Origin of the sequence: Psychrobacter pacificensis, assembly GCF_900101915.1 — a bacterium.
Lineage (GTDB): Bacteria > Pseudomonadota > Gammaproteobacteria > Pseudomonadales > Moraxellaceae > Psychrobacter > Psychrobacter pacificensis.
This window is the reverse complement of sequence record NZ_FNAL01000006.1, coordinates 151,030-164,525: the sequence shown is the minus strand read 5'-3', so window position 1 is coordinate 164,525 and position 13,496 is coordinate 151,030. Positions and strand designations below refer to the sequence as shown.

The window sequence follows — 13,496 nt, the reverse complement described above, 5'->3', positions numbered from 1 at the left end:
CTTGTCTGTCACCCATGCCCAGAGGTCAGTCACAATAGTTGTGGCGTTGTTAGCCCGTCTGTCACAAGCCTTGTTATTAGCATGCTTTGCTCGGTAACCTCGTAGGCTTTTATTACGCCTAAGCTCTCTTGATATGGTACTGGGACTTCTGTTTAACACCCTCGCTATAAAATTAATACTATGTTTTGCCCCTTTAAGGGCATAAATCTGGTATCGTTCACCTAGGCTTAGATGTGTATAGCTCATGGTTGCAATCTCACTTTGGTCGGTGGATAAAAACTTTGATGCTAGCGCATCTAGGTCTTTTTTTCACCTTGCATTTGGTATTGCACTTCATGTGTTAATCTAAGGTTGTATAAAATAGCTCGAGAGTTCGTTATCTGTGCTTATGATACCAGTAAATCTTATGACGTCCTAAGCCCTTAAAAGAATGATGACAATAAAAAGGCCCTTTATGATAAAGGGCCTTTTATTAAACTTCAATCAGAACTGCCTTACATCGCCGGTAATGGTGGCGGTGTAGAAGTAGTCGTCTTAATGTCATTTTTTGACAAGTTGACTTCGTTATGTTGATAGACTCTTGGTGGACGCGGTTCTTCACCTGCTAGAATATCTTGCAGCTGGTCACGGTCGATGGTTTCCCAATTCATGAGCGCTTCAACCATTGCATGCATTTTATCTTGATTGGCTTCAATCAATTCGCGAGCGATATCGTACTGCTCTTCTAGCATACGGCGCACTTCTTCATCAACCTTTTGCTGCGTGGCTTCTGAAATCGTACGACCACCACCGCCAAAGTATCCTTGCGAGCTGTCATCATCTTCATACACCATGATACCTAGTGCATCAGACATACCATACTTAGTGACCATCGCTCGTGCCATTTTGGTTGCACGTTCAAAATCATTTGAAGCACCTGTTGACATCTGATTAATAAAGACTTCTTCAGCAATACGACCACCGAACAAAATCGCAATGTCGTTTAACATCTTAGATTTATACATGCTGGTTTGATCGTGCTCAGGCAGCTGCCAAGTAACACCAAGCGCAAAACCACGAGGCATGATAGTGACCTTATGCACCGGATCTGTACCTGGCAGTAGTTCAGCTACTAGCGCATGACCCGCTTCGTGATACGCGGTCGCACGGCGCTCTTCTTCGCGTATCACCATAGATTTGCGCTCAGGACCCATGTATAGCTTGTCTTTTGCATCTTCAAAATCATTCATGTCGACACTGGTCTTGTTACGACGCGCGGCAAACAAGGCTGCTTCGTTTACAAGGTTAGCAAGCTGTGCACCACTGAACCCTGGCGTACCACGAGCAAGAGAACCTGCATCGACACTGATGGTGTTCGGCAACTTTCTTAAGTGTACTTTTAAGATTTGCTCACGGCCTTTGATATCTGGCAAGCCCACTTGAACCTGACGGTCAAAACGACCTGGACGCAACAATGCTTTATCAAGCACGTCAGCACGGTTGGTTGCAGCAATAACGATAACACCTTCATTGCCTTCAAAACCATCCATCTCAACCAATAATTGGTTCAATGTCTGCTCACGCTCGTCGTTACCGCCGCCCATGCCAGAGCCACGATGACGACCGACTGCATCAATCTCATCAATAAAGATAATACAAGGGGCGCTCTTTTTCGCCTGCTCAAACATGTCGCGTACACGTGATGCACCAACACCAACAAACATCTCAACAAAATCAGAACCTGAAATTGAGAAGAATGGCACTTTAGCTTCACCAGCAATGGCTCTTGCTAGCAATGTCTTACCCGTACCCGGTGGACCTACCATCAAGATACCACGAGGAATCGTGGCACCAAGTTTGGTAAATTTATCCGGATCACGTAAAAAGTCAACCACTTCAACGACTTCTTCTTTGGCTTCTTCACAACCAGCCACATCTTCGAAGTTCACCTTGATTTGGTCTTCCGTCAGCATTTTGGCTTTTGACTTACCAAAGCTCATTGGGCCGCCGCCTTTACCGCCTGCACCGCCCTGCATATTACGCATAAAGAATAAAAACAGACCAATAATCAGTAAAATTGGGAAACTGGCTATCAGTAGTTGCATCAATACGCTTTGGCGCTTTGGTGCGGTCCCTTGGACTTCGACTTGGTTCTCACGTAGCATTGGCATCAACTGGTCATCTGACACAGCCGGTCTAATGGTCTCAAAAGATGAGCCATTTTTCTTTTCGCCGGTGATCTGTTCGCCGTCAATTTCGACACTGGCTACTTGGTTTTCTGACACAGCGGTCACAAACTCAGAGTAGTTAAGGTTATCTGGCTCAGATGATTGATCAAAGCCGCTAAACACCAGCACTAAAACGCCGATTACCACCAGCCACAATAAGGTATTTTTTACCATGTCGCTCACTAGTTATTCCCATCCCTTACTTATTGGTGTGTTTACTAAACACGTGACGTCTATAAACGTATTGCTCATTTTTAACGAGTATCCCGATAATAAAAAGCTGCTAAATTAAATTTATATGATTTACAGGTAGCATAAAAATTGCTTTTATAAATAATCAGTATGAGATAAACATAGATATACGATCATTGAGCTTGTAAAACGCTTATTATCAGACGACTTTGTCTAAAACGTATGCTAAAAACAAAGGTAATATACCATGATATATGGCGCTAACCTGCATAATTCAAGCAGGTTTCACGATTATTCAGTTAATGAATGTAGCGCTTTTTATACGACCATAATGATAGTTTATGGTGACTGATTAACTCGCTTACAATAGTAGCAACTCATTGATGTTAAAACTATTTAATCGCCACCCAAAACATCTCTTTTGAGCGCGGACGTGACGCACCTGGTTTTATACTACGAATCTTACTAAAATCCTGCTGCATCTGCTTGCGTAATTCTTGTGTACCCTCGCCCTGAAACACTTTCATAATAAGTGCGCCACCTTTTGGTAAGGTTGATAAAGCAAAGTCCACTGCCAGCTCGCATAAGTACATCATACGCGGCTGATCGATAGCGCTATTCCCCGCCGTATTGGGTGCCATATCAGACAATACCACGTCGACTTGCCTATCGCCTACTTCTGCCATAATGGCGTCAAACACTTCAGCTTCACGAAAATCACCTTGAATAAAGGTAACATTAGGCAAAGCATCCATCGCCAGAATATCAGAGGCAATCAAGATACCGTCGTCACCAACCAACTGTCCCGCTACTTGAGACCAACTGCCAGGCGCACTACCCAAATCTACCACCGTCATGCCTTTTTTAATCAGGTTGGTTTTTTCGTTAATCTCTAATAATTTATAAGCGGCACGGGCACGGTAGCCATCTTTTTGAGCCTTTTGTACATAATGATCGTCAATGTGCTCTTTCATCCAAGCACTGCTGCTCTTTGATAGTTTTTTGTTTTCGATACGCGTGGCCAAAATACCTGCTCCTATTGCTTTACTAAATCTAGCTGCTTTAATTGCGCTATCGCTTACAAACTGATACTAATCCGTTGCGGATTATTCTAAATACGGTGTTAATCAGATTTTTTATTCATGGTTGGTCGCAAACTGACCAAATTCTATTGGTTAAATGACTGTTTTATAAGGCAGTAGCGTTTATAATGTACCAAACATTCAGTTTAACATTTTCGTCACGTAAAATCGTGCAAAATCCTGCTGATCTCATGCAAGATGGTCACAGATTATCTATAATGATCCATAACTGTTTTTGACAGTACCATTTTTATTTTTACCAACACCTAGGAATTCTATGCAACTCGATAACGCTACCATCAAACGTCTAAAAGGCATCGGTCACGAGCTAAAGCCTATCGTTATGATCGGCAACAAAGGTATTACCCCAACCATTACCGAAGAGATTGATCGCGCCCTAACAGATCATGAGCTTATCAAAGTAAAACTGCCTGCTGGCACCAAAGAAGAGCGCGACATCATTGGTGCTGAACTTGCTAAAGCAGCTAATGCGTCTTTGGTCCATTCTATTGGACGTATGGCATTATTGCTACGCCAAAACCCAAATGCCAACCCTAAACTGTCTAACCTAGCACGTCACGCGCAGTAATATGTCATGACAAGCTTTGCTTGAATAACAGTAGGCCGCATCAGCTTAAATAATGACGGTAACTATAAAAGCCGCGATGCATCTTGCTCGCGGCTTTTGTCTTGTCTGCTGGTTTTGGATCTGCTTAGTGTGTCGTATCAGCCTAGGGCATATCCCTATTTAAAAATGGTGATAAACGTTTGAATTCGGGGTGCACCCTAGTTATTCGGTTTAATCTTTTACCATTAATTTTTAAAAGTATTATAGAGTTTGATAAATAATGAACCAATTTTTTAATCTTGTTATAGCCGCCGAGACGCTAGAAAACGACGCACAGCAACTGGACGTGACGGTAGAAGCATTACAGCGTATTCGTGTCAAGGTGAACGCTAAGATCGTTCGACAGCCAGTATTACAATTACAGTTAACCTATCAAATTACTTTACCCAGTCAAATATTAGCCAATCAATTGGTTTGGCCAACTTGGCAGCAAGCCCGAGTAGGATTTGCTGATTATCTGTGGGAAGAGACTTGCCTTGAATGCTTTATCACGGGTAACACTCTAAGTGATGAGGCTGCTACTGAGATTCAAGACGCTAAACCTTACATTGAGATTAACGCCAACCCTGATGGCCGCTATGCACTCTATGAGTTTAAAAGCTATCGCCATCCTGCCACATTGCCACCAACACCTTTATACGAGACTGATGGACACACACGTGCCTCTATTGAGTGGACGTATAATATAAATACACAGGACATAATACAGAAATCGTTATTTGACAAATCACCAGCAGCGTATTCCATTCATCGCTATGAGCGAGGCTTTAACGTTCCTCTGGTCGAACTTCCTAATCAAAAATACGCCATTGCAAATACGATTATTGAGCAGATACATCCTTGTGTTATTTTACAGCTCGGTAAGACCGCTTTATATTTTGCCTCTCAGCACGCCTCCCCTCCTGATTTTCATAATCAAGACTATTGGCCAAAATTTGCACTTTGATTTACTTCTATGATCTGCACTCACTTAGATACAGTTATTATTAGATATCATTATTTAAAGCACAAAAAAAAACCCAGCAATGTCATAAAGAGCATTACTGAGTTTGGAGAAAACTTTTAATTCGTTTAACTGATACTTATTTGTCAGCCATCGCAAGGTAGATACCACGGTCTGATGCATCATCAACATACTGCGAATCACGCCATGTGGTATAGCTGTAAGTACCGCTATATGGGCTGATGCTATTTTGACGGAAATCAGATACCCAGTCATTGCCATCAAAAATCTGGATATGACCATGTGGACGGCTTGAGGTGCGGTTATAGACAACGACGTCACCAACTTGAGGTTCCATATCGTTACTAATTTTGGTAAAGCCTGCTTGGGCTAGTGTGCCACGAGAGGCATATTGATAAGCTGAAGGATTAGGCGTAAATTTGTAACCTGCTGACTGTAGCGCTTTACGTACATAGCGAGCACAGTAGCCAGAACTTCTAGATAGTGCAACTCGTGAGGCATTTGCCGCTGCGATAGCAGGAGCAGAGTTGCGATCAGGAACACGACTTGCTTGCTGTTGATGCTGCTCATATGACAAACGGCTAGTGAGTGACGCAAGCTGATATTCTTTTTGCTTAGCATGAGCGCTTAGATTGTCAATGGCTTGACTGATCTCATCGTTGCTATATACATGAGCACCACTGTTAGTGCTATAGATGTTGCGACTAGAACCATAGTTCGCAGAAGTAGAGATATTTGTGATGGTATGACTCAAGGTATTATTTGGTTGAAAGGTTATTTCGGCAGCACCACTCGTCTGTGCGATACCCATTCCCAATACTGACAAAATTAATAAAGCTTGTTTCATAAATTTACTACCTATTGTTAATACAAGTCTGCTCGTCATCCGTGACGAAACATCAATTAATTTAGAGGATATAATCATTAAAAAACATGATAAAATCCTTATCACAACAGCTCGTTCTTTTATAGTGACTAACACCAGTATCACCACCCGTTTAGTCAACTACCTCATAAAATTTTGCTATATATCGCTTTTAGCATGTCTATTCTACATATCGAGTTTGTCACCTAATAGATGAGTCATCACGATGTCAAAAAAACAGCCTAATCGGCTTGCCCAGCTTATAGATCATCAAGCCTTTGCTGGTAGCGCGCTACCTCAACCTCTTGCTAATAACATGCGGCTATATATAGAAGCGACCAATGAGGTAAAAGAGCTGCTGGTAGACTGTCTACCTGAGGAAATCCTCAATACTTGTTGGGTCGTAGGTTTAACCTCTGAGCAGTTAATACTCAGTGTGGGTTCGACGACAGCTGCTAATCATATTCGTTATTTACAGAATGCGTATTTGCAAGTATTAACAGAGCAGTCAATTACATTTAAACAACTCAAGCAAATTCGCGTTGTAGTAGCTAAAACATTTGCTGATAATTATTCATCTAGACAATCATCAGCGTTATTAGCAGCCTTGCCCAAACCTAGTAAAGCCAATGAAAATCAGGCTCTTAGCCAAAACACAAAACGGACTATATCACAGGCTGCAGAGCATGTCACCACTGATGAAAATCTAAAAAAAGCCCTCCTACGCTTAGCAAATCATTAAAAATACAGATATTACAATGTAAAGTTATGTAAATAAAACCATAAAGTGAGATTGATAACGCTGCTTTTTTGTAATGTCTTAAACAAAAAAAATCATCTACAGCTTTTACGCACTCTGCCTTAGAATAAAATTCACAAAATGCTATAAACTTTATATTTAAAATATTGCATATTATATAAATGTAATTATAGCGTTGCTATGTAATATTGCGTAAATGTTTCGATACTTCGTGTATATTCCTGTATTTATCCTTCAACTGCTAAACCATTTAGCGGTGAATATTCGATCGGGCATGTTACATTGTCATCAAAAGTTACAATTTCAAAGTTATTTTTATCAGAGAGTATTTCACGCACTAACAAATTATTTAATGCATGACCAGATTTGTAGGCATTGAAACGACCGACGATAGGATAACCAATCAGATATAAATCCCCGAGCGCATCTAAAATTTTATGGCGAACAAATTCATCATTAAAGCGTAGGCCTTCTTCGTTAAGAATATTGGCATCATCGATGACGATGGCATTTTCCATACTGCCGCCCAAGGCCAGATTATTCTGACGCAATTGTTCTATGTCACGCAAAAAGCCAAAAGTACGTGCTTCGCTTAGCTGCTCAATAAAGTTTTGGGTAGAGAATTGCAGTTGAGCATGTTGAAAATTTCTGTCGATGGCAGGGTGATCAAAGTCAATCTCAAAATTCAATTCAAATCCATCGTAAGGGCGTAGCTCTGCCCATTTATCATCTACTTTGACGCGTACTGGTCGTACAATCTTAATGAACTTCTTTAAAGCATCTTGTTCACAGAATCCTGCATCAAGTAGCAAAGCAACAAAAGGAGCGGCACTACCATCCATAATCGGTATTTCTGAAGCAGAAACACGAATCAATAGATTATCTACCCCAAGCCCAGCGATCGCACTTAGCAAATGCTCAACCGTACCTACACGCGTACCACCAAATACTAAGTTTGATGACATCATGGTGTCTTGCACCAAAAAAGCACTTGCTGGAATAGGCTCGCTGCCTACAATATCAGAGCGCTCGAAAACAATACCAGTATCAACCGGCTGTGGATGAAACTCCAAGTCAACAGGCTGACCACTATGGAGACCAGTACCTGTAACGGCTATCGCTGTCTTTATGGTTCTTTGGTTCATGGCTGTCTTCTCACATATTTTGTTACAATTGACATAGTGTACCACTACCTTCCCCATATCCGCTACAAATAAAAAGGGTTAATTTCCTTATCTCTTTGATTGATAACACTTATCGTCATTATCTCATCATATATTTTCACAGTTTTATGCCCTGTTGAAGGCTTCGAAACACTAGATTCTGGATATATTTTTTCGATCAGAAACATTTTGCGATACTCCTGATTGTGTTACTCTCCTTTTATAGGCCAGTCTTTTGTATGTAGACACAAAAAAGCCAGCGTTTGAGCGCTGGCTTTTTTTAATTTAATACTAAAAAACTATTTGTTCTGTTGACGCTTCAGATAGTCTTGGATGCTATTGGTTTTAGTTTTTGTCTGCTCTTGAGGCGCGCTTGGACGTGCAGTATTAACGTTATCTTGATGCAGTTGAGCTTGTGATTTCTTCTGACTATTTAATGCACTGGTATGTACATTAGGATCAACGGGTTGTGTACTATTGACAGAAGGAACAGGTTGCTCAACCACTTCTGGCTCTTGCCCTGCGTTTTCATCTAAGGTCAGACCTGTTGCAATAACCGTTACATGCAAGTCATCACCCATTTTTTCATCGATTACAGAGCCGTAGAAAATATGAGCATCGTCGATATCAGTAATCTCTTCGACTATAATGCTGATTTTGCTCATCTCGTCCAGTGATAATGACTCAGAAGAAATCACGTTGACCAATAGACCTTTCGCATTTTCTAGACGTAAATCATCAAGTAGTGGTGATCTGATGGCTTTTTCGGTGGCTTGACGTGCACGATCATCGCCACTTGCACGGCCAATACCCATCATTGCATGACCTTTAGCCGTCATTGCCGTACGGATATCGTTAAAGTCAATATTGATCATACCTTCGCTGGCGATAGTCTCTGCAATACCTTGAACCGCATGTAGCAAAACATCGTCCGCTTTTTTGAAAGCGTCTTGCATAGAGATGTTACCGTATACGCTCATAAGCTTGTCGTTTGGAATCGTGATAATCGAGTCCACGAAATTAGTCAACTGCTCGATACCTGCTTTCGCAGCTTTAATACGTTTGCCACCTTCAAATTTAAATGGTGTGGTCACAACCGCAACCGTCAACACCTCCATTTCTTTGGCAATACGTGCAACCACGGGTGCTGCACCTGTACCTGTACCACCACCCATACCAGCAGTGATAAATACCATATCTGAGTTTTCAAGCAATGCACGGATAGCTTCTTCTTCGCTTTCTGCTGCTTCACGACCAACTTCTGGATTTGCACCTGCACCTAGACCACGGTTCGTTTTTGCACCAAGTTGTAGTTTGTGCGGTGCAGTCAGACGATCTAGCGCTTGCTTATCTGTATTAGCACAGACGAACGTTACACCTCTAATCCCTTGTTGTACCATATGTTCAACCGCATTACCGCCGCCGCCGCCAACACCGAATACAGTGAAGCTCGCTTGGCCGTTATTTTGAAGCTGGTTATCATCTGGCATGGTGTATTTTGACATAAAAAAGATTCTCCAGTTGCAGATAGCGTGTAGGTCGATACGTAGTAACGCACTCATATGGCGCGCTATCGACATACTATATATAAATGTATTTAAATAAAACAGGGCTATGGATCAAATAGTTCAGCGCGGACCATAATAGGTCATCATCGCTTAAGGTATTACTGTTACTGCTTAGCGTATTACTTTCAATATGACTTCAATTTTTACTTACTTTATTTAAGAGCATCCTACAAAAGCGCTTATGCTCTACATGTTTGGTAAGTATGTCTATAGTATTTTTTTCAACACATCAGCAAAACGTTTGCCTGCGCTTTGAAAGACCCCTGTGACTCGATTTTTTTGAATCGTATCAGGTTCGCTTTTTTCACTGCGGCGAAACTGCTCACTTTGACTATATAATAGTGTGCCAAAAGCTGTTTGGTAAGCCCGGTCATTGACCTGACTATTAAGCTGTTTAAATGACTCATCGTTATCAAAATGATTGTAAGCACTAATAGCAGGATGCGTATTGGTCAATACCACTGGCATTTTGAGCAGCCGTTTAGCAAACGGTATCATTCCTTTAATCGTACTACCGCCGCCTGTCAGCACGATACCTTTGTCAATATAGCCTATTAAACCTGCTTCATGCAGTTGACGAGCGACTTCAGTGAATATCTGCACATAACGCGCTTCAATGATACGTGCTAAATTATAGATACCGATGTTGATTTCATCGCTCGATCCTTGCGGTTTAAACAAAAAGAATGAGCTTGGGTCGACACTATTGGCATCAGCCGTACCATGAGACTTTTTCAGTTTCTCAGCTTCAATCATCGATATACCAAAATCAGCTGAAATATCCATTGTTACTTCATGGCTGCCAGTAGCAATACAATGCGTAAAAATCAATTTATTTTCTTTGTAAACACAAATACTGGTCGTACTGGCACCGATATCTACCAAGCAAACCCCTTGCTGACGCTCTTCGGTCATTAAACTGTATTCAGCACTGGTCACTGCATCAAATACGATATGGTCAATACCGACATCGCAGCTTTGTAGTAGTTTTTGAATATTTTGGCGGCTAGCGACAGGCATCATCATCATGTGATACATCACAGTGATATTATGTGCCATCATCTCAATTACATCGTCGACCATGAAGTCTTGATCATCAACATAGATACCTTGCTGGCAGCAATGCATGAGATAGTAATCGGATGGCAGATCGCGCGACTTGGCATTAGACAAGGCCTGTACCATATCTTTGGCACGTACGAACTCGTCCTCAACCCTCACCTCTCCAGCACTGTTTTTACTAGATAGCTCAGGTGTTGCGAGCGTCAACCACACGCTATGCACGCGGCAATTGGCAGTATCCTCTGCTTCTTGGATGGCTTGCTTGATAGCACCTTGTAGGCGTTCACGATGCTTAATTTGGCCTTGATAAAAATCGCTATTTTTAACTTGCCCTACGCCTAAGATACGAATGTCTTTTGCAGAGACAACATTGCCAATTACGACATACACTGCCGTGGCACTTAGATGGACAACAACCAAATTTTCGTTATATTTCATGGTAGCAGACAAATTATTACTAAATAGGAGCGCAAATAATGCCATCCTATTGAATCATTAAAAAAAGCGCTGTTAATACGCTATGATGTTGTACATATATTATTCATTTTGGGCAAACAGTTTCGACTCAAGTAACCACTCATCAGTATTACTTCAATTATTTGGGCTCATCAACTGGCGGCGCTGACATATCCCAGGCAATCGTAAAACCATTCTTGTAGCGTAAGTCTACAGATTGCATCTCATCTCGGCGTCCGCTTAACTGATTACCAAGTAACTGGCTTAGATTCAGTAATTTTTGTGCGGTGTTCTCATTATCGACGATGACGCGCAAGCCATTATCAAAACGAATGAGCCAAGTCATTCTTGGTGACAAAATAATGTCTTCAACCTGCATATCAAGTGGCGCATACCAATCATTGACTTGCTGCATTTGCTGCATAATGACTGGCGCTTGAGCCATTTCACCTTGCAGAGTAGCAAAGCGCTCTTGCGTCAAGTCGCTACTATCAGCAGGAACGAACACAGATCCTTTGGCATCAACCAAGCGCTCTGTTCCAAAATTAGCGACTGCTTGCTTAGGTAGTGCAGTAACTACAATGCCGCGTTGCCAGTCTCGAGAGATACTCACTTGATCAACCCATGCAAGGCTTGTCGTAATATCTCTTAATGCTTGCAAATCAGAAGTAAAAAAACTGCTGACCTTTTGCTGATCCATCACTGTCTGCAATGAGTTGTATTGAGCGGTAGAGAGCCCTTGATTGCTGATATGAATCTCAGCAGGCGGTGCATCACGTAACGCTTTACCACCCATTATCAATATTAGTACCAATAATCCTAATACCAATATCATAAAAAGATATCGGGCCGAGGTTGGTAATTGGAGTTTGGATGCTGGGCGACCGGCTTTATCACTCATCAAGTCAGTTACCTCGTTGACAGTTTGAGCCATAACGACCTTTGTCCCTATATTTGCATAAAACTGATCATGCTAATTATTGACGTAAATCTGCAAGTTTTTGCAGAAGCTTATTAAAGCAATATATTATCAAAGACTGTCAATAAAAAGACTGATAGTCAGCGATTATTCTTATTTAAACGTAACATTTTTCTTAGGTTATGAATAACTTATAGGTTATCCCTACAAAAAACGTAAATATTACTAAAACAAAGCTATTCTTACAATATTAACGTATTTTATAGGCAAACAATAGCGTAACGCTCGCTAGTAGCCTTGAATTTACACAAGTTTACATGAAGCTATGTTATAGCAGCTCTAGTGATACATTGACGGCTTTTTTGACTAAAATCGCCATGCTACAAAAGTGATAAAGCTGAGAAATTATAAACCTCTATATAATTTCTCATTGCCCATGCTTTAACATAGCTCATTTACTCAATATGGTTGTCATCAGACTCATTGCTAAAAAATCGTGATAAATATGATGAGCGCCACATCAAAAAATTAGACTGTCTGAGATAATATGTGCCAGCACAATGTGTCAAAATCCATGCCTCTAGCTTTGGCTGCCATTGGTACCAAACTATGACTGGTCATACCGGGCACGGTATTGATCTCAAGCAACCAGAAATTCCCTGCTTCATCCTGCATGGCGTCAATACGTCCCCAACCTTTTGCATCTACAGCACGGAATGCCGCCAGACTTAACTCTTGCAGATGCTTCTCATCAGCAGCGCTCAATCCGCAAGGAATATAGTAGCTGGTATCGTTACGATTATACTTGGCCTCAAAGTCATAGAAATTGGTGATATCAGCAGGCTCAAGTCGAATGACAGGATAAGCTTCGTCATCGATAATCACAATCGTAAACTCACGACCTGTGATCCAGCGCTCAGCCATCACGGCATCACCACACTGTACGGCAGTAGCATAGGCCGCAGGCAATTCATCGAGATGATTGACCTTGGTCATGCCAATACTTGAGCCTTCGTGAACGGGTTTAATGATAAGCGGCAGTCCTAGCATATTGACCACTTGCTGCCAGTCGGTATCAGCCGTCAATAATGAAAACGGTGCTGTGGATAAGCCGCAACCTTGCCAGAGCTGTTTGGTACGCACTTTGTCCATACCTAATGCTGATGCCAAAACGCCAGATCCCGTTTGCGGTATATCAAACCACTGTAATACACCTTGCAGTAGACCGTCTTCGCCGCCACGACCGTGCAAGACATTAAACACGCGATCGTAATCACGTAATTCTGTGATGTCTTGATGCTTAGGATCAAAATGAGTGGCGTCGACACCTTGGTTTTGCAGTGCCTGCAATACAGCCGCACCGCTATCCAAAGACACGCTGCGCTCATTGCTGCTACCACCATAGATCACAGCGACCCTGCCAAACTGAGCGGCATCTTTTACATGACCAGTCATCGTACTGATAGATTTTTTATTCTCTTCCTCATTTGGCGAAATGCTCGCGTCGCTTTGTCCTGCTTGTGCAGCCGCCGCCAATGCTGGTTCTGGATTGGTGATGGCTGATCTATCTTCGGTATCATCGATAGCGAGGTTCTGAGTACTCATGTTTTCTTTATTATTAGTCGTCATG

General features: G+C 41.8%; 12 protein-coding genes. 3 read left to right on the top strand and 9 right to left on the bottom strand.

Annotation, left to right across the window (positions count from 1 at the left end; genetic code table 11):
* The 3 genes from BLR43_RS14020 to BLR43_RS05585 all read right to left on the bottom strand — a co-directional run.
* Positions 1-246: helix-turn-helix domain-containing protein (locus BLR43_RS14020; protein WP_143007413.1), on the bottom strand; the 246-nt coding region annotated here is incomplete at its 3' end.
* 248 nt (positions 247-494) lie between these two features.
* Positions 495-2,390 carry an ATP-dependent zinc metalloprotease FtsH gene (gene ftsH / locus BLR43_RS05590; protein ID WP_093069415.1) on the bottom strand — a complete coding sequence of 632 codons (1,896 nt, stop codon included), beginning with the start codon at positions 2,388-2,390 and terminating at the stop codon, positions 495-497.
* Positions 2,391-2,791: 401 nt separating this feature from the next.
* Positions 2,792-3,424: an RlmE family RNA methyltransferase gene (locus BLR43_RS05585; RefSeq protein ID WP_058024583.1), complete on the bottom strand. Its 633-nt coding sequence runs from the start codon at positions 3,422-3,424 to the stop codon at positions 2,792-2,794.
* Positions 3,425-3,758: 334 nt separating this feature from the next.
* On the opposite strand from BLR43_RS05585, the gene BLR43_RS05580 reads away from it, so the two are divergent.
* Both BLR43_RS05580 and BLR43_RS05575 read left to right on the top strand, forming a co-directional pair.
* Positions 3,759-4,070: a YhbY family RNA-binding protein gene (locus BLR43_RS05580; RefSeq protein ID WP_071003050.1), complete on the top strand. Its 312-nt coding sequence runs from the start codon at positions 3,759-3,761 to the stop codon at positions 4,068-4,070.
* Between the two features lie 259 nt (positions 4,071-4,329).
* The gene (locus BLR43_RS05575; protein ID WP_071003049.1) at positions 4,330-5,055 is read left to right on the top strand and encodes a DOMON domain-containing protein; all 726 of its coding nucleotides are present in this window, start codon (positions 4,330-4,332) and stop codon (positions 5,053-5,055) included.
* 136 nt (positions 5,056-5,191) lie between these two features.
* Here BLR43_RS05575 and BLR43_RS05570 read toward each other — a convergent pair whose 3' ends face one another.
* Positions 5,192-5,920 carry a CHAP domain-containing protein gene (locus BLR43_RS05570; protein ID WP_071003048.1) on the bottom strand — a complete coding sequence of 243 codons (729 nt, stop codon included), beginning with the start codon at positions 5,918-5,920 and terminating at the stop codon, positions 5,192-5,194.
* A gap of 244 nt (positions 5,921-6,164) precedes the next feature.
* On the opposite strand from BLR43_RS05570, the gene BLR43_RS05565 reads away from it, so the two are divergent.
* Positions 6,165-6,680: a hypothetical protein gene (locus BLR43_RS05565; protein ID WP_071003047.1), complete on the top strand. Its 516-nt coding sequence runs from the start codon at positions 6,165-6,167 to the stop codon at positions 6,678-6,680.
* 245 nt (positions 6,681-6,925) lie between these two features.
* On the opposite strand, the gene lpxC is transcribed toward BLR43_RS05565, so the two are convergent.
* The 5 genes from lpxC to BLR43_RS05540 form a co-directional block, all read right to left on the bottom strand.
* Positions 6,926-7,843: a UDP-3-O-acyl-N-acetylglucosamine deacetylase gene (gene lpxC / locus BLR43_RS05560; protein ID WP_071003046.1), complete on the bottom strand. Its 918-nt coding sequence runs from the start codon at positions 7,841-7,843 to the stop codon at positions 6,926-6,928.
* Between the two features lie 317 nt (positions 7,844-8,160).
* Positions 8,161-9,366: a cell division protein FtsZ gene (gene ftsZ / locus BLR43_RS05555; protein ID WP_071003768.1), complete on the bottom strand. Its 1,206-nt coding sequence runs from the start codon at positions 9,364-9,366 to the stop codon at positions 8,161-8,163.
* A gap of 270 nt (positions 9,367-9,636) precedes the next feature.
* Positions 9,637-10,974, bottom strand: a complete 1,338-nt coding sequence (ftsA, locus tag BLR43_RS05550; RefSeq protein WP_058024576.1) for a cell division protein FtsA — start codon at positions 10,972-10,974, stop codon at positions 9,637-9,639.
* Positions 10,975-11,086: 112 nt separating this feature from the next.
* Positions 11,087-11,881 (bottom strand): cell division protein FtsQ/DivIB, encoded by a 795-nt coding sequence (locus tag BLR43_RS05545; protein WP_071003045.1) that lies wholly within the window; start codon positions 11,879-11,881, stop codon positions 11,087-11,089.
* A 513-nt stretch (positions 11,882-12,394) separates the two neighbouring features.
* A complete protein-coding gene (locus BLR43_RS05540; RefSeq protein ID WP_379542898.1) occupies positions 12,395-13,495 on the bottom strand; it encodes a D-alanine--D-alanine ligase in 1,101 nt (366 codons plus the stop codon).
* Between the last annotated feature and the right edge of the window lies 1 nt (position 13,496).

Excerpts from the sequence above, each read along its gene's own strand:
- BLR43_RS05580 (WP_071003050.1), top strand. The coding sequence starts at position 3,759 with ATGCAACTCGATAACGCTACCATCAAACGTCTAAAAGGCATCGGTCAC.
- BLR43_RS05575 (WP_071003049.1), top strand. The coding sequence starts at position 4,330 with ATGAACCAATTTTTTAATCTTGTTATAGCCGCCGAGACGCTAGAAAAC.
- BLR43_RS05570 (WP_071003048.1), bottom strand. The coding sequence starts at position 5,920 with ATGAAACAAGCTTTATTAATTTTGTCAGTATTGGGAATGGGTATCGCA.
- BLR43_RS05565 (WP_071003047.1), top strand. The coding sequence starts at position 6,165 with ATGTCAAAAAAACAGCCTAATCGGCTTGCCCAGCTTATAGATCATCAA.
- lpxC (WP_071003046.1), bottom strand. The coding sequence starts at position 7,843 with ATGAACCAAAGAACCATAAAGACAGCGATAGCCGTTACAGGTACTGGT.
- ftsZ (WP_071003768.1), bottom strand. The coding sequence starts at position 9,366 with ATGTCAAAATACACCATGCCAGATGATAACCAGCTTCAAAATAACGGC.
- ftsA (WP_058024576.1), bottom strand. The coding sequence starts at position 10,974 with ATGGCATTATTTGCGCTCCTATTTAGTAATAATTTGTCTGCTACCATG.
- BLR43_RS05545 (WP_071003045.1), bottom strand. The coding sequence starts at position 11,881 with ATGGCTCAAACTGTCAACGAGGTAACTGACTTGATGAGTGATAAAGCC.
- BLR43_RS05540 (WP_379542898.1), bottom strand. The coding sequence starts at position 13,495 with ATGACGACTAATAATAAAGAAAACATGAGTACTCAGAACCTCGCTATC.